Origin of the sequence: Mycobacteroides sp. PCS013 (assembly GCF_049532645.1) — a bacterium.
In the GTDB taxonomy this organism is placed as follows: domain Bacteria; phylum Actinomycetota; class Actinomycetes; order Mycobacteriales; family Mycobacteriaceae; genus Mycobacterium; species Mycobacterium gwanakae.
The window spans coordinates 2661331-2681448 of the sequence record NZ_CP150131.1; the positions used below are offsets into that span (position 1 = coordinate 2661331).

Sequence of the window (20118 nt, forward strand, 5' to 3'; positions counted from 1 at the left end):
CCTTGAGATGACGAACAGACCGCGACGCCAGCTGGCGAAGCGGTTGAGAGTGGTGTGGGCTAGGCGGCTATCGCCGCGCCGCCAATGAGTGAGCCGATGGCGTTCCAGCCGTCGGCCAGGGCCTTCATGCCGGCTTCGAAGGGGTCGTGGTCGCGGGCTTTGCCGATGGTCAAGTCCTGTGCCATGGGCGAGTTTTCGCTGACCGACCACTTCATGCCACGGATGTTGTCGACGTAGTAGATGGCATCGACTTCCCAGAGGCCGCGATCCCCCACGAGGTAGTCGAAGCCGTACACCCAGGGATGCCCGTCGCGGGTGGTCATCGTGAACGACACCTTGGGCATGGTCTTGCTCATGCCCTGGCGGATCGTCAACGCGCTCGAGACAACCCAGGCGATGCCGTTGCCCGACTCGACGTGATCGATCAGGGCGTAGTCGTTGAGCCAGATCGCAACCTTGGGATTGGACATCTTCTGCCACGCGAAGAAGATGTCGTCAAACTGCCCCTGGTAGATGTTGTCCAAGCCTGAGCTGCCCGGCTGCTGATACGCCGACCCTGGATACGGGATCACCTGCTCCAATTGCGCTAATCCATAGCGGATTCCGAAGGTGATGGCCTGGTTCAAAATCGTCGGGCTGTGACCGCCCGTCCAGATGGTGCGGGCGGTGCCGCGCTGCATGCGGTGCGCGCTGGTGATGATGCCCGAGTGCTTGCAGTCCCTCCACACCAACGATGGTTTCTCCGGCGCGACCCCGAGCAGGCGGCGGAAGAACGGGTCGGTGAGGCCGTCGCCATCGGAGTCCAGCGGCAAGATGACCTCGGTGATCGTGTCGTCCAAGATGGCGCCGATAGCGTTGAGTGCGCCGTCGAAAGCCGTGCCGGTGGGGCCGGTGATGCCCGACTTGTCTTCGAAGGCCAGCACGATGCAGTTGCGTGTGGGGCGGGCCAGCTTCTCCCCCACGATCGCCGCGAGTTCGGGGTGCGGGCTGGTCTCGTCTTCCTCGAGCCAGAGATAGTCGACCAGTACGACACCCGTGTCGTCGCCCAGTGGTGCGTGAATGTCGTGCAGCATCTGCGCTTTCGCTGCGATGGGCACGATTCTCGACTGATCCAGCACGGGGTTGACGAACTGGACCTGAATCGGCCAGTGCAGCGGCGAGAGGTTACCGGCGCGTGTGGTCAGCCAGTGCACCGGATCCGCCCACGACGAGATCAGCGCCAGGAACGGCCAGTACGTGCGAAGCAGGTTCAGGAACGTGGTGAACGCGAAGCCTGATCGAATGTTCTGCAGCCAGACCCATGCCTTGAGTGGCTGGAACTCCGGGGCCGAGACGGGTGTCGGGATCAGCGCGATGTGCTTGGCGTGCTCGCGCAGCGACATCAGTTCCAGGTCAACCCAATGGGTGCCGTCCTCGTCCTTGACCGCGACCACCGACTGAATCCGGTACCCAATACGCGTTTTCCAGGACCGGATGTTTGGGTTGGGGTCGATCGCCAGGTGCAGGTCCTCGGTGTAGCGGGTACCGCGGGCCATGAGGTCAGCCAGCCAATCGGCACGGCGTACACGGATCTTGCCGACGCCGGTGTCGTCGACCAGGCGCTCCCAGTCCCCGCTGCGCACCTGCCCATGAAGCGTGCCCAGGTACTTGAGCTGTTTGTCGAGAACACGCAGCAGAGGTGTCTGCTTGCCTGCGCGCCGCCACATTTCACGGCGACCATCCAGCAACCGGTACTTGGTGATCGGATCGGTCGGCGCCGTGATGACGCGCCGCCCGCCAGGGGTCCACATCAGGCGACCCCGCGGCGATACCACTGCGACATGACCATGGTGATCTTGCCGGCGGGGTTGGTGTGGGTGACCTTGATGTTGGCCATCGACTCCGAGGGGATCGGCGACATGAACCCCACCCCGCCGGGAACGCGGCGCCCGATTGGGATACCGGCGTCGGCGTTGGTGATGTCACCGAGAATGAAGTCGAGGATCTCGCTGTTGCGGATCAGTTTCCACAGTGCGTTGTCGATCGGATCATGCTCAGAAGTGAGCGTTCTGGCCGACGGGTCGGTATCCACCAGCACCATGCCGTCTTGCGGAAGGATCTCCAACGGCACGATCCGATCCGTGATGCCGTCTTGGATGGTGACGTCGCCGTGGCCCTCGACGATGAACTTGGGCCACTGCTCATAGTCGCCCTTGTTGGGCAGGTGCAGGATGCCGTGGTTGCGCCCGTTGACGGTCGCGTTCGCGGCGTCGTTGACCCACTCGCGGGTCAGGGCGCGCTTGGCGTAGAACGGGAATGGCGAGTGAATCGTCATCGCCGCCGAGGCGTAGTTGTTCCCGTACGCGTGGGGGTCGATCTCGACCTCGTCGAGGTTGGGCTCGCCGTTGCGCACCCGGGTCCAGCGCCACCCGCCGTAGCGGGTGAACTCGCCCCAGAACCCCATCGGCAGATCGGAATCCTCGGGCCAGTCGCGCCACCACTGCTGCTCAATCTGCCGAAGCGCCACGGCGGTATCGACATACCGCAGCCGCGACACGGCGTTGAGGTGTGGGCCGAAATGCAGACCCATGTGGATCACGCGCTTGCCGTAGTCGGTGCGCTCGGGTTCCTCGCCGAGCATCCAGGGCCCCGACGAGTACCGCTGATCGAACGCGACACCGGTGTGGCCCTTGAGCTTCGGTGCGAGTATCACGCCGCGATTGCCCTTGAATCCGCCGGCGAGGTTGTAGATCCGCTCACCGTCGGGTGAGACGTAAACGATCTTGGTCTGATTCGATTGCAGCTGAGACCACCATTTGCCCATGTCCTTCTCGGACCACGTCCGAAATGAGGGTTCGGCCGTACGGTCCAGGATCGGGTCGTACTTGAGCCACTTGCTCACTTCTGCACCGTCCCGAAGTTGCGGCGCTGCGCGGACATCTGGCGCGCGTCTACCTTGTTCAACATGTCGGTCGGATTGACGCCAGAGATGTTGAACGTGTCGCCCCCGCGCGCCGGCGCCTGCGTCGCCGTGGGTGCCACGTTGGGGATGTTGACGCCGAGGCCGGACATCGCGCCGCTGGCGACCTCGGTGCCGAAGTTCAGCTCGCCGCCACCCCCAGGCAGGCCTGCACCATCGGCGCCCGCCCACTTTTGGGCGTAGTTCAGGCCCCAGTTCAGCGCGGCCATACCGGATTTGACGTTGGGCCATTCCATGGGGTTCGAGAACACCGAGCCGTCGATACCGAGGCCTTGGAACAGTCCGGAGATGATGCCCTGCCCGAGGCCTTGGCCCATGCCACTGCCTGCGTCGCCCGCGCCAGCCTCCTTGTCGGTGCCTTGGGCCTTCTTGTCGAGCACCTCGGAGAGTTTCTGCTCGGCCACAGCCTGGCGGTCCTTGGCCGAATCCAGGCGCCGCTGGGCGTTGTCGCGCTTCTTCTCGGCCGCGGCGCGCTTCTTGTCATCGGGCGCCGAGTTCAGTTCGGCGTTCGCGTCGTCGAGATCCTGTTGCGCCGCTGCGGTGGCGGCCTTGGTCCGGCGTACCGAGCCTTGCGCGGACATGACCTGCGACGTGGACGCACCTCCGCCGGTGGTCTTACCGTTGTCTCCGCCGGCGAGCGCGATCCATGCACGGCTCGGGAAGTCGCTCGCACCCGCTGCGCCGCCGCCGAACTGGCCGTTACCGCGCTTGCCGCCCATCTCGACGTTGACGTTGCCGCCTTCGGGATCGACGATCGTGCCCGCGGTGTGCCCGCCTCCCGGGCCGCCGTTCTTCCAGCCGACCCAGTAGGCCGCGATACCCGGAGGGGGATCGCCCATTTGGAATCCGCGCGCCGCCAGTGCGCCCGATTCGCCTGCGGTGGCGAATCGTCCGGTACCGCCGCTGATCATGTTGGCGATCCACGATTGGGCGCCTGAACAGTCCGAGTTGGGTCCGGCGGGGGCTCCCCAACCGTAGGTCTGCCCCTCGATGCCGCTGGCCATGGCCTTGAGTTCGTTGACGGTGATGCCACCCTCAGCGAAGCTGGTGATGCCGAATCGGCGGGCGACCTCGCGCAGGATCGCGGTGCTGCGGTCGCGCTTTGACGGCGCCAGCGGGATATACGCCTCACCGCCCGTTTCCTGCTCGGCGAAGATGGTGCCCGCGCCCCGACCGGCGTAGATGTCCGCGGACTGAGGCTTAGCGATCTGACGCAGTCCACCGGAAGCCATCGCGATGGCGCCAAACATCCGAGGAACCAGCGAGCCGAGTCCGCCCAATGGCGCGTTGGGCTGGTTGGCCGTCGGGGTCTGCGGCTGCGCGGTGGCTGCGCCACTGACGATCGCCTCGACCTTGACCGTGCGGGCCTGGGCCGCGAAATCGTCGAGTCGCTTCTTGAGGGCTTCGATCTGCGCCTGGGCCGCGCTGTCGTCGATCCTGACAACCAGGTTCTTTCCGTCTGGCATCTGCTGGACGGTGTAACCGATCTTCTCGAGCTTGGCGATCTGCTCGGGCGCATTGTCGGTCAGCACGATCTCGTGGGTGTCGGGAACTTCCTGCACCGCTGAGCCAAGGGCGTTGACGATCTTGGTGGTTTCGGCGGTGTCCTCACCCCACTTGGCGATCCGGTCGGAGGTGTTCGTCAAGTTGTCGCCGAATGCGCCGACAGAATCAGCGCTCTTGCGCAAACCCTCGGTGAAACTACGGTCAGAACCCCAGCGTTGCATGGCATCGCCGACGTCTTCTAATCCCGGGATGACGGAGAGAAACTTGCCAATACCTTTTGACGCGTCTTTGAATCCGTCGATCAGCGAGGCGAGTGCCCGGATGCTGGACGCCACCCCACGGGCTGCGGCCCCCGCCAGTGAGGTGAACGCGGTTCCCACCGCTGCGGCAAATCGGATGATCTCGGGCTGGTGCTCCTTGACGAATCCGGCCACCTTGTCGATGCCCTCGGTGATCTTGCCGAGAGCGTCGGTGCCACTTCCCATGAACGGGGCGATAATCGCCTCGCCGAGCCGGCCGAGCGCGGCACCCATGTTCTTCATCGAGCCCTCGAAGGTGCCGCCCATCTTCTTGGCTGCGCCACCGACGTTCTCGGAGATGACGCGCTGGAATGTAGCCGAGTCGACCTGACCCTTCTCGACCATCTTGGACAGCTCGGCACCGGTGACCTTGTATTCCTTTTGCAGCCAGGCGAATATCGGCAATCCCCGATCGCCCAACATGTTCAGGTCATCGGTCATCGCCTTACCTGATGTCTGCACCTTGTTGAAAATGTGCCCCATGTCGCCCAAGTCGGCGCCCGCGATCGCCGCCGCGTCTGCGACGGTGTTGAGGTACTTGGCCAGATCCGCACCAGGCTTGACCCCCGCGGCAACGGCGGTCGCCGCCGTCGTGGCGGCTTCGTCCATGGAGAACGCGGTGCCCTTCACCGACGCCTGGGCGGCCTGCATGATCTGCGCAACCGCGGCGGTGTCATTGCCGAGCGCCTGTAGCTTGAATCGGGTGGCGTCCAGGCTCTTGGCGCGGTCGAATCCTGCCGAAAGCGTCTTGTACGCAAGGCCCGCGGCCCCTAAGGCGATTGCCGTCGGACCGGCGACACGCGCAATGGTGCCGAGCACGCCCGCCGCGGCCAGTCCGCCTCCTCCGCCCCCGGAGGACTTTGGAAGATCGACGCTGATCGGTTCATTGACCTTGGGGGCATTGACTTTTGCGTTGGCGAGCTGCTGGGAGAACTTCTGCACCCACTGGCGGCCAGCCTCGCCGCCGAGCCGCTGCACGGTTCCAACGACTGGACGCAAGCCCACGCCGAGCGCGGTGCCCAGCGCGGCGCCGGTCCTCTCGCCCAGGCTTCGGCCCAGGTTCCGATCGATCTGCTGCGCAGCTCGTTTGGCACCCCTGCCGGTGGCGTCCTCCATCTCCTTGGCGATCTTGTTGCCGGCCTGCGTGCCGGCCCCGGTGACTTCGCGCTCCATGTCGCGCTTGAGGTTTTTCCCTGATACCGCAAGGGCTATCCACAAGGTTTCGATCTCAGACAACGATCAGCCTCCTTGTAGCATCGCGCGGAATTCGGGGGATGTGAGCATGTCGATAGCCGGTTCCCAATCGACCGGCTCGACTTCCTCGACGCCGTGGATCAGCTCTCGCAGCGTCATGCGTTCGGGCATTGGGGTCTCTGCGCCGCCCACGAAATGGACTACGGCGTAACGCCAATGCAATTCGGCGATCTCATTGAGCAGCTCCGCGTTGATCTGGGCCTCGATCGACATGCCCTCGGTGCGGTCGTGGTGAATCGCGGTCCCGGGAGGTGCTTTGGTGACGTACGCCCACAGTCCACGCCAGCCGAGGTCATCGAAGACCAGATGATCGGTGAGCAGATCGCGCTCGATGGCGTCGATATGCTCAAAGACGATCTCGGCTAGCTGGCGGATTTTCCCAGTGAAAGACCGTCATCAGCGTCGTCGGTGGTGCTGGTGCCCGCCTTCATCCACGACTCAAACAGGTCTTCGATCGGGTCGTACTCGTAGTCGTCGGAGTCCAGAACCGCCGCCGCGACGCGGTTGAGCACTGCCTCGGCAGCCGGGCAGCCGGCGCGCATGATCGCCTTGAACTCCACCTCGGAAGTGGTGTCGGCATTTTTCAGGTTCCACAGCAGCGTCTTGGAGAACACCACGGCGAATGTGCGCAGCGCCACCACGGTTCCGTCGCGGAACGTGTGCCGGTACAGTTCGACGTCGCCGTAGTGCGCCGACCAGTCGTAATCCACCGCACCCGGCAGGGGCTTGGCGTCCTCTGTCGGCTCGCCGTCGGGTTGGCTATCGGAAGGCGTTTCAGGGTCGGCATCGGGGTCGAGGGTGATGCTCGGGTCGTCGATCGTGGGCTTCTTGGCCATATTCTCGTCTTTCACCTTGTGTCACCTTGGGTTTGGAGACCACCCCGCGCCGCCCAAGGTGTAAACGGCGCGGGGTGGGGTACGGGGTTAGGCGACAGCCACGGAACCGCCGACCAGATCGGTGCCGTCGACGGAGACGGGCGGCACACCAGCGGTGGTGATCTTGACGGTGTAGGGCCCACCGGCGGTCCCGGTGACCGTGGCCGACTTGACGTTCGCCAGCGCGGCCACCGCCGACTGGAATGCCGCCTGTGTCGAGTTGTAGGCGATCTCGGCGGCCAGGTCCGCGACCTTGAAATCGAAGGTGCCGGCGGTCGGCGGGCCCGACAGGGTCACCGTGTACGTCGACTCGATGAGCTTGTCGTCGCGCTCGGTGTAGTCGTAGAACGTGTTTCCGGCCAGATCGGGGAACAGGTCGTAGGTGAGCTGGTGGATGGTCCAGTCCTTCGACTGCCAGGTCTCGTCGCCAACCTCGCTCACCTGTGCATCCGGTAGGCACCGGCGCTTACGGTCGGCACCATCGAATGTGTCGATGATGTAAGCGAAGTGCGGCAGGACATCCGAGTTCGAGACCGCGGAGATCAGGGTGCCGTGCAGTGCGGTGGCGTCGGTGACGGTGACGTTGGCCTTACCGAAGTACTCCTCCATCACGCGCGGATTCTTCGGCTCGATGAACGTCAGCTTGAGCGTGTCATCCTTGCCGGTCTGGACCGAGCGCACCTTGTCGCCGTTCCAATCCTTCTTCTTCTCCGTGTCACGCTTGGTGGTGCTGGTCACGCCCTCATCCGAGACACCACCCAGGCGGGGATCCCAGTTCGGGATGACAGGCCGGGGGCTCCACGGGTTGGTGGGCAAAACGGTGCCCAGCGGGTACCGGAAGATGCCGCCAGTTGCCTTCGGAACCCAGACGCCGGTGTTCTTGACATTGGTGTGCGCCACTGTGTTTCCTCCTTCGGAGTGCGCCCGAGTGGGCACGACAAATGCCCCCAGCCGCGGCGCGGGAGGGGGTTACCTTGGACTGTGATTACTGAGTCACGCTGGACTGAACCGTCCAGGAGACATTGACCTGATACCGCGAATACGTCGGCAGATCAGGGTCTTGCGATGGATAGGGCCCGTGCAGCTCACACGGCTCGGTGATCGGATTGTCCTTGGCGAGAATGATGTTGGGCGCAGCGCGCAGGATCGCCCCGAGCTTGCCCGCCGTTTCGGCACAACGGATCTCGTCGGTCTCGTCGTACACCTGACCGACCACAGTGGCGGTCATTACGCGCAGGCACCGTTCCGTTCCGGGTAGTGCGAACAGGCGGATGTAGCGCTTCGGCAAGGGATTACCGCTGATCTGGTGCGATCCGATCGGGATTCCCGAAATACCATGGGCGGCCAGCTCTTGCAGCGCCATCGCCCTTGCGAGCGCTGTCAGGTCGACGAACTCGACCAGATCAACCGCCACTGGACGCCGCCCTGAGTAACGCCTGCGTCCGCGCCTCGTGATTGACCGCGCGCGGGCCGGTCGTCTTCACCCGGGAGCGAGCACGCTTCTCGTCGGATGCCTCGACGGCCTCGTAGTACAGGCCATCGAACTCGGGAGACGTGGTCGACGGCACCTCATTAGCCTTGGCCGCCAACCGCAGAGCCCGCTCATGGACTTCGGCCTTCACGTCCGGTGATGTCATCAACTTGCGAATCGTGGCCGAGCTAACGCTGAACTTCACGGCCATATCAACCCACCCATTTCAGTGCGACGACAAGGCGATCAGGTGAGAATCCCCAGGGCCCATGGTTGTAGTCCTCAGGGATTCCGATCACTTCGAAACGACGGCCCTCGATGGTGAACTTGTCCCGATGATCAACCGGGCCAGCCACATCGACCACCAGCACCAGATCGGCGATGACCCGCTCGCCACCAGTGGGTGGCTGGGCGGGATCGTGCGACGCGGGGCTCCACCAGACACACGACCGCGGGACGGGTTCTGCCCATCCCGGTGTCGCGTTGCCATGTGCGTTCTCGTCACCAGCGGTGTACCGCTCTTGCAGGCATGTGAACGGAAGCGGGAAATACCGTGCCAGGCTCACCATTTCGACGTCGGCACGTTCCCCGCCTTGCGGCGGCAGCGGAAGGGGCCTAGTTTCAGCCGGTCCTTCTTGGACAGCCACGGCTCGCCGTCGCTTTTGTCGGTGTCGTACTGCCGGTTCACCTGAAACGGGCCCATGAGGGCATTGACTGCCGAAATCGCCTGTTCTGGTGCGTCATCCGGGCCGTACTTGAGTCCGAAGATGCGTGCCACCATGCGTGAGACCACACGCACCACCGGCCCGGTAATCGGGTCGGTGGGCGTGCAGCCAAGAAACCCCACAACTAGGTCAGAGGCCTCTTCGAGCAGACCGTCAACACGGCCCTGCTCGTCATCCGTCAGCGGGCGGCCGAGTCGCGCTACGACGTCTGCGGCGGCTGCCAGCATTCTCGGTCTCCTCCGGCTCGGGAGCCTCTGCAGGCTCATCGATCTCAGCCTCAGCCTCGGTTTCGGTCTTCTCGGCTTCGCTCTCCTCCGGCTCGAGACCCTGTGCGGGCGCCTCGGTCTCGGAGGCTTCGCCAACGAGATGCTCGCCGACCACTGCCCCTTCCGGGACGACGTCGCCGGCCGCGAGGCAGACAACGTCGCCGCCGGCGTGGACGTAAACCACGCCCTCCAGGTCGTGACGGATCCTCATCTACAGGACCGTCGCGACCATTGAGGCGACCGGGTTGACCAGGACCGGGTTCGCGATGGCGTTGGAGTGCACCCACACCGCGATCGGGTCCTTGGTCTTCCAGGCGCCGACCACCAGGCCGGGCTGTTCATCGGCCGCGATGGCGTACTCGGGCTCGTCTGCCTCCAAGGTCGGGCCGTAGAAGGTGGCACCGAGCTCGGACTCGCCGGTGTTCGGGTCCACCGCCGCGGGCAGCAGGAACACCTTGTTGTCCGGCAGGACGTTGTTGCCGCGGATCTTGCGGTCGTAGATCACGATCGGAGGCAGGCCGTAGGAGGCCAGAACCGCCGAGAGCGCTTCGATCGACACGATGCCCGGAGTTCCGCCGATGGTGGCCACCAGACCGCGAATGTCGGCGTTGCGCTGTAGCGCCGCCACAACCCGCTTGGAGGTGACGAACGCTCCCGGCTGGTTGCCCTGATTGCCTGCGGCGTACACATCGCCCCACGCAATCAGATCATCGAGCGGCTTGGCCGCGCCCGACCACAGGGTCGCCGCGGTGACCGTGTTTCCGGCCGGACGGCCGAACGTAACGGTCTGCACCACACCGTTTTCGTTGATCGTCTGCGCGCCGGTATCGAGGGCCTGGCCACGCGCGAGCTCCAAGCGGTCGATGACCGCATTGACGACACGCTTGGCGGCCTTCTCTGCGCCACCGACGATGATCGCGTGGCCTGCATCGCCGCGAGCGCGCAGCTGGTCGTACTCCGAGACCCGTTCCTTGAGGCCCAGGGGCAGCAGCTCGAACACCTTGCGCTCGCCCTTGCCGCCGCTACCGATCGGGGTTTCGGCGTCGAACGCGCGGTACTGCGCCAGTGCGCCAGTGCCATCGGCGCTGACGACGGTACGCACCACCACATCGTCGGTGGCGGTGTTGGGCAGCCAGCGCGCCAGCGACGGCTTGGTACGCTCGATGTCTTCCTGTGCCGCGCGGGCGAACCCGGTGAGCTCGGCGGGATTGATGAGGTCAGTCCACAGTGCCATGATTAGGCCTCCAGAACGAACAGGCCGCTGGTCGTCGCATCAGCGGCGACCGTAGACGGCAACTTGGACAGGATGATCCGGCCGTGCCAGATGCCGGGGAAGGTCAGATACCCGCCACCGGTACGGACAGACTGGTCGGTGAACACGAACCCGGCCAGAACGTTGGTGCCGCCCGATCCGGCGCCGTTGTAAGGCACCGCCAGGCCTGCGACGACCGCGAACGGCTCACCGGACTTGATGACGCCGGCAGTGGTCTTGGCAGTCCATGCGGACGGATCCAAGGTTGCCGACTTGGGGGTTTCGGTGCCGTGTCGCGAACCGAGCCAGGACTGGTCGCCTGCACCGACAGACTCAGTGCGCGGGGCGAGCTGGGTCATGGTGTCACTCCTTTCAGAGTGGTTAGTGCAGGCGGCCCGCCTGCGGGGTTACTTTTTGGATTCCGCGTATCGCTCGCGGCCGGACGCCAGCGACCCGCCGCGTCCCTTGGAGGGGTTTCCTTGCTGCGGATTCGGCTGGGGCCCGGGAGAGCCGAGAAGCGGTAGCAGCTCCTCGATTTCGGCATCCAGCTCCTCGTCGGTCGTGCCGACGAGCTTGGTCGCCAGAGCCTTCGGCAGGCCCTTGTCGATGCCATACGACACGCGCTGGGCAGCGGCCTTGTCCTTCTCAGCCGTTGTGCGCGCCTCGATCTCGGCGTCCAGCTTGCCCTGGAGGTCCTCGAGCTTCTGCTGCCATTCGGGCTGATCCGCACTATTGGCAGCGGCGAGTTTCTGATTGGCAGCATCGAGCTGCTTTTGCAGATCCTTGGCGAGAGTTTCGGCAGTGCTACGGGCATCGCGCTCAGCGGCCAACGCCTTCTTTCCGCCCTCGCCCAACGGCTCGTCGGGATCGGGTGTGGGGTCTTCGGGATTCGGCGGGTCTTCCGACGCACCGACCACCGGCCAGATTGGGCCGCGCTTGCCGAAGTCGAGAGCCTGCAATCCGGTCGCCGGATGAACAGGCAAGGTAGACATGGACATAGGGTTCCTCCATCGCAGAGGTAATCCGGTTGGCCTCGCGCCTTCCGGGGGTCTAGGCGTGCATCAGGTCCATACGGCGCACGATCTCGTTGACGTCGATCGCGCCGTACTTGCCCAATGTCTTTCCGTCGCGGCGGGCTTCGCTCACCGCGCGTATGTAGTCCTGCTCCCACTGCTCGGTGTAGGGAGCAGGTTCGTAGGACTGGCCAGGGCGAACCATCACAGGCACGCAATGGCAGTGGTCGTGGAATCTGTCGCCGAGCGCCTGCGTCCCGCGCTGTTGGCCGCCGCGTTTGTCGCCGACGGTCTTGCCGTGCTTGGTTGCCTGTCGCTGTGATCGGTACACCGAGCGGCGCTCCAGTGCTTCATCGCGGGTCATCTGTCCGAGCGCAATTGCGCGTCTGTCGCTGATCTCGAGGTCGACACTGCGCCCGACGACGCGCCGCGCTGATTCCTCGGACCTGTAGACCGCGCCGCGGGTGGCGAGCATTCTGCAGAAGCCGCACGCGTTCGCCGAGGCGTGCCGTGCCCAACGCGCGCCGGGCTCGGCGATCACGTTCTCGAAGATCGTTTCTCGCAAGCCGTCCATCAGCCCTCGCTGGCCCGCGCCGGATAGCAGGGAGACTGCCTTCTCCCCTGCCCCTACATTCAGCGCCCATATGGCCGATTCGGTGAGGCGAGCTTCCGGGGGTAGCTCGCCCACGGTGGCTTGATAGTTGGACGTCGACGGCAGCGAGTCGTACCACTGCGCCCCGATTTCGGCCGCCGCCGAGGAGTAGGGCAGCACCAGCTCGGGAAAGGCGTCTATGACGAAGGCCCGGAACTGATCCGAGGGAAGATCGGCGGCTGCGTTCCATGCCGCCAAAAGGTCCGAGTCGAACGCCTTGCCCAGCTCGGCAAGGATCTCTTGGACGTCGGCTGGCGTCACTTACTCGCCCTGCTGGGGCTGCTGGCGGGCGCGGAGAATGGCTGTTAGATCGGTCACCGAGGCGCGACGGTTGTCGCGTTCCATCTGGCGCTGATCCTGTTGAGAGAATCCCGCGCGGTCCCAGGCCACCGGCGAATCTGGTTTCAGGACACCGGAGCTTATGTACTTCATCACCTCGTCGGAAGCCGCTGCGCGCGTCGGCGTGGCAGCGTCGCGCCATTTCGGACTCACCTCACGGAAGACGACGGGGTCCACTGATCCGTCGCGCAGCAGCAGGGCCAGGTAGGCGATTTCACGCCACGCCAAGCTGAAAGAGGTCTGCCGGCGCTCGGCGCGCTTCACGAGCCGGTATTCCTGCTGACGAATCGAGTCGGCACTGTTCGGGTTGTCGGTGACGAACCCCAGGTACGGCGCGGGGATGCCCGCCTCGGCAGCGAGAAGCTGCGAGTAGCACCGAATCTGATCGATGTACGGCGTGGGCGGCGCGGGCCGGAACTCGTGCAGCCTGGGCTCGACGATGTCGCCCTCTTCATTGACCTGCGGCGGAATCGCATTCATACGCCCTGCGGTGGAAGACCATCCGGCGCGGCGGTTCTCTTGCGGCGTCTTGCCCTCGCCCATCCCGAACACCTCGGGGTCGGTGTTGAGCGCCGTCCACTTCGGGGAAGTGTAGAACTCGCGGTTGATCTCCATCCCCAGCAGGGTTCGGATACAGGCGTCGGTGTAGTACGCGACCGCTCGGCTGATCTCCGAACGTCCGTGAATGTCAGAGGCGCGTTCCCGGTTGACCAGCTGAGCCAGCGGCACGCGATTCAGCTTGTGAGGATCTCGGCGCGTGGCGACGAGCTCACCGCGGACGCGCTCGAAATTGATGGTCTCGTTTGGCAGATACAGCGTCTCCATGATCGGCACGCCGTTTTCGTCGCGGGTCTGCGAGTAGCCGGACCTGGCCCGGCGTAGCCGGTAATCCCATTCCACGGTGCACGATTCGGACGACTCAACGGTCACCAGGATCTCGGGCTCACCCGCGGACTCATCACCCTTGCCGGCGGCGACGAATCCAGCACCGCAGATCAGGGTGTCCAGATGCCCACGCCCCGACTCGACTTCGAGGTCGTTGTCGACCATCACATCCTGCAAGGCCAATTGGTCGGCGCCAGTCCAGCCAAGGAAGTCGAGCCGTTCCTCCAGGACGTCGACCACGGTGCCCGGCCAGCCCGCCACGGCGCGCACCAAGTCCGAGAGGCCCTCCGGTGCGGCGATTCCCAGATCCTCCGCGGCATGCTTAGCCTCGTAGAGAGCAGACTTCTGACGATTCTTGACGTTGACCCGGTTGAGCTTCGCGCGCAGTGCCCGCGCGGCGTCGCGCTCGGACTCACCCAGTTTCAGGCTCGGCAGCGCGATAGCGACGACGGGAGAGTCTGGTGTTGCCAACGTCATCCGGTCACCGCCTTTCTAGGCTGTCGTTTGCCCCGCTTGGGGTTGTGCTTCTCGGAGGCGGCGAACAGCGCGAGGCTGGCGGCGACTGCCTGGTGGATGACCGAGGTGGAATCCTTGCGGTCCCAGCCCCATCCACCGGCTTCGCCGATCGATCGCTTTCGCCCGTTCTTGACCGCGTCAGTGAGCGTCTTCTGCCCGGTGTGCGTGAGCGTGTTGGAATTCGCGCGGGTCTCGAACAACATGCAGCCCTTGGCCATATCCCGCGCCGTCCCGCGCCGCACCTTGCACCCACGAGCCTTGAGCTCGGGAATCATCTGCGCGGCCGGCGACAGGTCATCGATCACAATCTCGATGCGCTTACCGGCCGCGGTAGCTACCCAATCGATCGCCGCGGCGACGTCGCGGCCTGCCCACACTTCCTCGATGTGAGCGGACTCGCCTTCGATCCAACAGCCGTTCGTCGACATGTCACCGCCATGCGACATGTCGACGCCGATGCCGTTGGGCGCCAAGTTCTCGACGGGCCCGACGTCGACCAGGTCTCGCCACTGACTTGACGTGACGATGGGCTTGTGGCGGTTGATCTCGTCCCAGATGCCCAGCGCCTCACGGTTCCAGGAGTCATCTGATTTGAGCTTCTTGCGCAAGCGCAGCATCGCGCGCTCACTCGTACGGTGCGGAAACGAGCCATTGGCCTTGCGCCACTGCGCACGGTCCATCGGATCGCACCCACGATCCGCACTCATCTCGATATAGAGCGTTCCCTCGGACTCGCCGTCCAAGGCTTCCTGGCGGAGCAGAGAGAAGAACTCCCCGTCGTCCTTCGGGCGCGGCGGGGTGCCCATGACGAACGTCAGCGGATCCTTCGCCACATTCTGCGTGGCGCCCATGTCCTCGAGCGTGGACTCGGGCAGGATCTGACCCTCGTCAAACACCAGCACGTCCACGTCCGTGCGACCACGTCCGAACCCGGACTCGCGCGCACCGAACTCGATCGACGACCCGTTGTTGAACCAGATCGACTCATCACCCTTGCCGCGCAACACCTGCCGGATATGCGGGGCGACCTTGGGCCGCTGAGACATTCCGTCGAACTGGCGGAATGTCTCAGCCGACGTGGACTTGCGGTGCGCAGTCCAGATCACCTTGAGCCCAGGGTTGATCAGGCACAGTGCGAAGATGATGCACGCGATGAGGTAGGTCTTGCCGACCTGCCGCGGGATAGACAGGACGATGGTGTCCGACGCGTACGTGCCGTCAGCACGTCGCGCCAGGATCAGGCGTCCGGACCCGTCCTGCCAGCCGTCGAATCCCCAGCCGAGACGCCGGCACGTGTCGCGTACCTTCGGCCAACTCGTCGAGACGATCCCGCTCGGCGCGATGACATGCCGGGCGACCTCAGACAGTGGCCGATTGTCAGTAGCCGGTGCCGTCCCAGGTTTCGTCATCAGTCTGCGCGATCACCGATTTGTCCTCGTCCTCGGCGACCTCGATAGCCTCGATCTCCCTGCCGATTTCGAGCTGGCGCCGCGACAGCGCAGCCAGATCCCGGGCCGGCGTGTTCGGGTCATCCATGGCCTTGGCCAGTCGCCGGCGCATGGCCTTGAGTTCATCGATACGCGAGCCGTTCTCGGCAGACTCAAGGATCGTCTTAGGCCGCTTAGGCTCAGGCGGCACCGGTGTCGCATCGCCAACGTCAGGCACCGCCCGCAACTTAGTGGCGGTCTTACGGGGCGCCGCCTTGCGAGCGGGTGATTTCCGGGGCGCCGCGGGTTTACGAGGCGGCATATTCGACGCAGCCTCCTTTTGGAAAAAACGAATGGGGGGTATGCGCCTATGCCAGGAGGTGCGACCGGGCACCCGGGTGGGAGGGGCAGTGCCCCAGGCCTTCTCCCTATCCGAATTTGCATGTGGCGGTCGCGCCCACGTCCTACGCTGCAACCACCCTGACGCGGAATCGCGCCGGTTCCCGCAACGCAAGGAGTTCTGTCATGTCACAACCCCAGGGGATGCCATCAGATTTTGTGGAACGGATGCAGTCCATCAAGGTTCCGGGCGAGTTGTCGGCGGCTAAAGGACTGATAAATCGCATGATTAGCGCGGTCCAAGCCGGGCAGACGATCAAGTCCGATGACCCAGTTGCCGGGCTCGTGCTGGACCTTGCCGCCACGGTCGTCCAGATGGTTGAGGTCTGGGATAAGCGGGCCGAGTAACTATTTCGCCCACCAGTTCCTCTCGGTCACGAACGCGACGCCTGGTTGGTAGACCAGCTTGTCCGACTTCTCGCGGTTGTGGACCCGGTGAGCCGGGACGATATTGTCGAGTGTGTCCGGCCCGCCCTTGGCCAGCGGGATGACGTGGTCGATGGTGAACGACAGCGGGTGGAGGTAGTGAGCGTCGTAGTCGATGGGCTCACCGCACCAGTAGCAAGGCGGCTTGGGGCCGAAAGGGCTGGGCTCTAGCCCCTCGGCGATGATGCGGCGGTGCTTGTCACGAGTGGTGGTGTTGCGCTGGACCATCTGACCACCCCTAGGTTTTCCAACGGCTCCTAGTCGTCGAGCCAGACCTCGAAGCCTTTGCCCCAGACTCCTGCGTTTTCGCGGATGAGTGTGCGAAGGGACCAGATAGGTTGCGCTTGGCTGCCCTTGCTGTCGCCGCCGCCGCGTTCGTAGTGTCCGCTGGCGCTGATGCCCAGCAGTTTGCGCCCCGAGGTGTACCAGGGGCCGCCGGAATCGCCGGGGAGCACCACAACGTCGCCGATGATTGTGGACATCCATGGGCTGTCGTTGTCGTAGTGGGTGTCAGTGATGTTGCCGTAGGTGTCGCCGTGTAGGCCGGCCTTGGTCACCGCATCCCCAATATCCGCTGAGCCGGTAGAGCGAAAGAACGGCTGAATGTTCCACGAGTCGTCAATCGCGATGATGGTGTAGCCGCGGCCTCGGATGGCCCTCAGCGAGTCGTTTTCTGCCATGTGGGCCACAACTTCGCCGACTCGGTTGCCCCACTTGTTGTAGACGATGGCACCGTATCCATCTGCACAATGCCCCGAGGTCACCGCGAGGCGATCCTTGCGGCTGTCGTAGGCGAAAAATCCCAACGAGCATCTGCCGTCGCCGAGCGAGATCTCCATACCAACGGCAAGAAGACCGTCGGCGCGCGCCATAGGCGTACCGGGCGCGAGCACAACCGTTGCTGACAACACAACCGCCGCACACCAGGCGGCCACCCTGCGAAACAACTCGATTCCCCCGCGAGAAAGCCCAGTTAAGCTGGGGTTTTATGCGGTGGACATAGTTATCCCACCGACATGTTGAGCGTCATTTTGCCATACGCGCAGCTCAAGCGGGGGATCTAGGCTTGTGCGTGTCGCGGCGCCAAGCGGTGTGCGCGGCCATGAGTGCCGAGGCCAGAGCGGGAACGTCCTGGATGGGCAGGATGGGCGGGATGTTGGCTATGGCCACCTCGTCTCCGCGCGGTGAGATCCGAATTTCCCCCGGGGCCCATGGTCGCGCGGTGATCGGCACTTCGACGTAGCGGCGGCCAGCTTCATCTGTCTGGATTACGGGCAGCTCGATCACCAGGCACCCCTTGGCCTTGAGACCATCGGGAAGCATCGAGGCGATGAGGCCGGCTACCTGCGCCTGTGTATAGACGACGGTCTCGGTCTCACCCTCGGCGCCGATGCTCACCTTGCGCGTGAGACCAAGCAGGTTCGGCATACCCACGATAATCTCGCGAATAGCCTTGCGGGCGTCCATTGGCCAGTTCTACGCCAGGGGTCTGACATTGTTCGGTCGATCTCGCCGGATGAGTGGCGACGCTGACGGAAGTGGCCCGTTGATGACACGTACGCCGGTTGGGCGCACCACAGGGGACTCCTCCTTTTTCTCGAGATACTTCTCGTACTCCTTCCGCAGGTCTTCGTACCGAGTCGCTCGCCGTTGGAGTTGGAGAGGGAGGAAGAAGAATCCCATAATGGCGAACAGGGCAAATGTGACTCCAATCGCAAGAAATGCACTACCGTCATTTTTCGCTATCTGAACCCATGCATTAACTGTGCGCCTAAATAGTTCTCCGACGGCAAATGTGATCAAAAGGGCTATTATCGCATTGATCAATTGAATTCTCGAATGTATACTCCTTGCGCGCCTGATGAAACAATCGATCTCAGCGTCGCGCTCCACATCCGCGGGAAATTTCCAGTGCTTGTTCGGGTACTTTTCGCGAAAACGAGCTCTATCGTCGGTATCGAAGAGCGACCAGTCGAAACCACGGAACAGATCCTTTCCGCCTTTCTTCACTTCCCTGTCCATTTGCCGCCAAACACGCCTAAAAAAGCGGACGTGCATCGCACCAATCAATCCTGCAGCGATGATGATAAAGGCGTTCAATATGAGTGCCGGAGAATGATTTGGGTCCAGTCCTCTCGCGGCGAACAGTGGACCAATTAGCGCGAGGGCTGGCATTAGGACGGTGGCGAACATCAGGTTCTGTGGCGAGGGAGCTTTAATCATCCCCCAAGTGGTCGAGGGGGCCTCCGTCAGGGGCTGCTTCTCCGCGCTTTCAAGAACCACCGAGAGTGTCCCAGTTATACACAGAGAGCCAAGTATCAGGCCTAGGTAGCCCAGCGCGCCATAAGCGGCGACGCTGTACCCCATGCTGCCCTCGTCTACTAGGGCGAGCAAAATGAATGATCCCACCAGCACCGCGTATTCTGCGGCGGCAAGCCAGCACGCAATTCTCATCGCTCTTGCGACGTTCTTGCCTGCGGCGTAGCGAGTCCCCCATATCTCAATCACGCCATCAATCTTTGCATATCAATGCAGGCGCGGAGCATTTGCCAGCAACCCCGATCCACTGCGATCCCCGCATTACAGCGAAGCTGCGGCACTAACCCCGGGTCTTAGCGTTCCGCGGGCGCTCGCCCCGCACCGCCCGCACATCGCCGATGCGCACCATCTGGTGACCATGTGTGTCCTGGCCGCGTACCGGCACCCATCCACGCTGAATCCAGCGCTCGATCGTCCTCTGCGGTACGCGCTCGTCGAGGCGTGGGAGCACCACGTCGACGAGCTCACGCACGGTGGCGTTGCGGTCGTCGAGCTGACTGAGGTTGTGCTCCAGCACGTCGGCCACCATGTGCGCGTTCTCGCACTGAGGGCACGTAATCGAGCCGCTGTGACTTGGCGCCGTGAGCGCGTAGCCGCACCGAGTCGTGTTGTCACCCTTAGCCGCCCGCTCCTTGAGCACCGCATCCGGGGCGGGGTCGGTGATACATGGCCCGATGGTCATCGGTTCAGGCGGCCGGTTGACTACCCGCATGGCAGCTCGATACACGTGCTCGATCTCGTCGCAGATCTCGGCGCCATTCTCTTGCAGGGCGATATCGGCGGCGTGGTTGTGCAGCCACTTGGCCATTCGCGCAGTCGTCGCGATCGACATCGTGTCCTCACCGCGCCGGCCGGCGTAGGTCACGCGCAGGTCGTCCGCGGGGGCTTCTTCGGACGCCCGCAGCTCCGGGGCACCGTCGCATTCTTCACACAGAGGCCCGGCCGCCGCGGTCGGCAGCGTGACAAAGCAGCGCCTGCATGCGTTCTGTCGGGCCGGTGGCACGGAGTCGATGTCGAACCGTTGCGCCGGCGGCGCGACCTCCGGTTGGGTAACCGGCTGCAGCGGCCTTGGCCGCGTGCGGAACTCAGGCACCTCAATTCCCCGGGTCTCGCACATGTCGCGGATGGTCGTCGACAGTGCGTTGTGGATGCGGTCGAGCTCGTCGCTGGCACGTCCGTTGACGCGTCCGAGCGCCAGGGCATGCCACAGCGCCGCCTGGTGCCGGTCTCGGCGGTCCCTGGCCGTCGGGGTGGTGTCTTTGTCGCGCGGGAATGGCTCGATGTGACTATCCAGCGTGTCGTCACCGTGGAGCACGTCGCGACGCTCGCCCCGGCGTGCACCCTCGCCCAGATGCGCCTGTCCGACAGCGGTTTCCGTGAGCCGATCGAGCCACCAGGGCAGGTCGGCCAGGCGCTTGCGTAGCTCTGTGATGCATGCCTTGCAGACGAACAGATCGGTCGCACGTTCACACCGCTTGCACTTGGTCACACAGTCCTCCGATACTCGATGACGTCAAACTCGTTGTCGCCCTGGG

The 20118-nt window shown here is 64.1% G+C and carries 25 protein-coding genes; 2 read left to right on the forward strand and 23 right to left on the reverse strand.

Annotated features, from left to right (window positions below; translation table 11 throughout):
- Positions 1–59: 59 nt before the first annotated feature.
- Genes RHO23_RS13105 through RHO23_RS13120 form a run of 4 tightly spaced genes read right to left on the reverse strand, consistent with a single transcriptional unit; the run spans position 60 to position 6231 of the window.
- Positions 60–1790 carry a hypothetical protein gene (locus RHO23_RS13105; RefSeq protein ID WP_423487887.1) on the reverse strand — a complete coding sequence of 577 codons (1731 nt, stop codon included), beginning with the start codon at positions 1788–1790 and terminating at the stop codon, positions 60–62.
- The gene (locus RHO23_RS13110; RefSeq protein WP_423487888.1) at positions 1790–2881 is read right to left on the reverse strand and encodes a hypothetical protein; all 1092 of its coding nucleotides are present in this window, start codon (positions 2879–2881) and stop codon (positions 1790–1792) included. Before RHO23_RS13110 ends, RHO23_RS13105 begins: the two co-directional genes overlap by 1 nt.
- Complete coding sequence (locus tag RHO23_RS13115; protein ID WP_423487889.1) at positions 2878–6000, reverse strand: tape measure protein; 3123 nt, start codon at positions 5998–6000, stop codon at positions 2878–2880. The genes RHO23_RS13110 and RHO23_RS13115 overlap by 4 nt, the downstream gene beginning before the upstream one ends.
- Positions 6001–6003: 3 nt before the next feature.
- Positions 6004–6231: a hypothetical protein gene (locus tag RHO23_RS13120; RefSeq protein WP_423487890.1), complete on the reverse strand. Its 228-nt coding sequence runs from the start codon at positions 6229–6231 to the stop codon at positions 6004–6006.
- Between the two features lie 15 nt (positions 6232–6246).
- Here RHO23_RS13120 and RHO23_RS13125 point away from each other — a divergent pair, with 15 nt between their 5' ends.
- The gene (locus tag RHO23_RS13125; protein WP_423487891.1) at positions 6247–6384 is read left to right on the forward strand and encodes a hypothetical protein; all 138 of its coding nucleotides are present in this window, start codon (positions 6247–6249) and stop codon (positions 6382–6384) included.
- On the opposite strand, the gene RHO23_RS13130 is transcribed toward RHO23_RS13125, so the two are convergent.
- The 14 genes from RHO23_RS13130 to RHO23_RS13195 form a co-directional block, all read right to left on the reverse strand.
- Positions 6381–6869 (reverse strand): hypothetical protein, encoded by a 489-nt coding sequence (locus RHO23_RS13130; RefSeq protein ID WP_423487892.1) that lies wholly within the window; start codon positions 6867–6869, stop codon positions 6381–6383. The genes RHO23_RS13125 and RHO23_RS13130 overlap by 4 nt on opposite strands.
- Before the next feature lie 72 nt (positions 6870–6941).
- Positions 6942–7793, reverse strand: a complete 852-nt coding sequence (locus tag RHO23_RS13135; RefSeq protein ID WP_423487893.1) for a hypothetical protein — start codon at positions 7791–7793, stop codon at positions 6942–6944.
- Between the two features lie 85 nt (positions 7794–7878).
- On the reverse strand, positions 7879–8307 hold the full coding sequence (locus tag RHO23_RS13140; protein ID WP_423487894.1) for a hypothetical protein: 429 nt from the start codon (positions 8305–8307) through the stop codon (positions 7879–7881).
- The gene (locus RHO23_RS13145; RefSeq protein ID WP_423487895.1) at positions 8297–8530 is read right to left on the reverse strand and encodes a hypothetical protein; all 234 of its coding nucleotides are present in this window, start codon (positions 8528–8530) and stop codon (positions 8297–8299) included. The genes RHO23_RS13140 and RHO23_RS13145 overlap by 11 nt, the downstream gene beginning before the upstream one ends.
- 46 nt (positions 8531–8576) lie before the next feature.
- Positions 8577–8933 (reverse strand): hypothetical protein, encoded by a 357-nt coding sequence (locus tag RHO23_RS13150; protein ID WP_423487896.1) that lies wholly within the window; start codon positions 8931–8933, stop codon positions 8577–8579.
- Entirely contained in the window at positions 8927–9316 is a 390-nt protein-coding gene (locus tag RHO23_RS13155) for a hypothetical protein (RefSeq protein WP_423487897.1), read from the reverse strand. Before RHO23_RS13155 ends, RHO23_RS13150 begins: the two co-directional genes overlap by 7 nt.
- On the reverse strand, positions 9261–9539 hold the full coding sequence (locus RHO23_RS13160; protein ID WP_423487898.1) for a hypothetical protein: 279 nt from the start codon (positions 9537–9539) through the stop codon (positions 9261–9263). The genes RHO23_RS13155 and RHO23_RS13160 overlap by 56 nt, the downstream gene beginning before the upstream one ends.
- Before the next feature lie 27 nt (positions 9540–9566).
- The gene (locus RHO23_RS13165) at positions 9567–10589 is read right to left on the reverse strand and encodes a major capsid protein (protein ID WP_423487899.1); all 1023 of its coding nucleotides are present in this window, start codon (positions 10587–10589) and stop codon (positions 9567–9569) included.
- A 2-nt stretch (positions 10590–10591) separates the two neighbouring features.
- Complete coding sequence (locus RHO23_RS13170; RefSeq protein WP_423487900.1) at positions 10592–10966, reverse strand: potassium transporter; 375 nt, start codon at positions 10964–10966, stop codon at positions 10592–10594.
- Between the two features lie 48 nt (positions 10967–11014).
- On the reverse strand, positions 11015–11599 hold the full coding sequence (locus tag RHO23_RS13175) for a hypothetical protein (RefSeq protein ID WP_423487901.1): 585 nt from the start codon (positions 11597–11599) through the stop codon (positions 11015–11017).
- A 58-nt stretch (positions 11600–11657) separates the two neighbouring features.
- Positions 11658–12533, reverse strand: a complete 876-nt coding sequence (locus tag RHO23_RS13180; RefSeq protein ID WP_423487902.1) for a hypothetical protein — start codon at positions 12531–12533, stop codon at positions 11658–11660.
- Positions 12534–13973 carry a phage portal protein gene (locus tag RHO23_RS13185; RefSeq protein WP_423487903.1) on the reverse strand — a complete coding sequence of 480 codons (1440 nt, stop codon included), beginning with the start codon at positions 13971–13973 and terminating at the stop codon, positions 12534–12536.
- Positions 13970–15421 (reverse strand): terminase large subunit domain-containing protein, encoded by a 1452-nt coding sequence (locus RHO23_RS13190; protein WP_423487904.1) that lies wholly within the window; start codon positions 15419–15421, stop codon positions 13970–13972. Before RHO23_RS13190 ends, RHO23_RS13185 begins: the two co-directional genes overlap by 4 nt.
- Positions 15390–15677 (reverse strand): hypothetical protein, encoded by a 288-nt coding sequence (locus tag RHO23_RS13195; RefSeq protein WP_423487905.1) that lies wholly within the window; start codon positions 15675–15677, stop codon positions 15390–15392. Before RHO23_RS13195 ends, RHO23_RS13190 begins: the two co-directional genes overlap by 32 nt.
- 287 nt (positions 15678–15964) lie before the next feature.
- Between RHO23_RS13195 and RHO23_RS13200 the strand changes: the two genes are divergently transcribed.
- Positions 15965–16186: a hypothetical protein gene (locus RHO23_RS13200; protein WP_423487906.1), complete on the forward strand. Its 222-nt coding sequence runs from the start codon at positions 15965–15967 to the stop codon at positions 16184–16186.
- On the opposite strand, the gene RHO23_RS13205 is transcribed toward RHO23_RS13200, so the two are convergent.
- The 5 genes from RHO23_RS13205 to RHO23_RS13225 all read right to left on the reverse strand — a co-directional run bounded on the left by RHO23_RS13205 (position 16187) and on the right by RHO23_RS13225 (position 20072).
- Positions 16187–16492: an HNH endonuclease gene (locus RHO23_RS13205; protein ID WP_423487907.1), complete on the reverse strand. Its 306-nt coding sequence runs from the start codon at positions 16490–16492 to the stop codon at positions 16187–16189. It abuts the gene before it with no gap.
- A gap of 29 nt (positions 16493–16521) precedes the next feature.
- A complete protein-coding gene (locus RHO23_RS13210; RefSeq protein WP_423487908.1) occupies positions 16522–17136 on the reverse strand; it encodes a hypothetical protein in 615 nt (204 codons plus the stop codon).
- A 175-nt stretch (positions 17137–17311) separates the two neighbouring features.
- On the reverse strand, positions 17312–17731 hold the full coding sequence (locus tag RHO23_RS13215; protein WP_423487909.1) for a hypothetical protein: 420 nt from the start codon (positions 17729–17731) through the stop codon (positions 17312–17314).
- A 9-nt stretch (positions 17732–17740) separates the two neighbouring features.
- Positions 17741–18772 carry a hypothetical protein gene (locus RHO23_RS13220; RefSeq protein WP_423487910.1) on the reverse strand — a complete coding sequence of 344 codons (1032 nt, stop codon included), beginning with the start codon at positions 18770–18772 and terminating at the stop codon, positions 17741–17743.
- Between the two features lie 91 nt (positions 18773–18863).
- On the reverse strand, positions 18864–20072 hold the full coding sequence (locus RHO23_RS13225; RefSeq protein WP_423487911.1) for a hypothetical protein: 1209 nt from the start codon (positions 20070–20072) through the stop codon (positions 18864–18866).
- Positions 20073–20118: the final 46 nt, after the last annotated feature.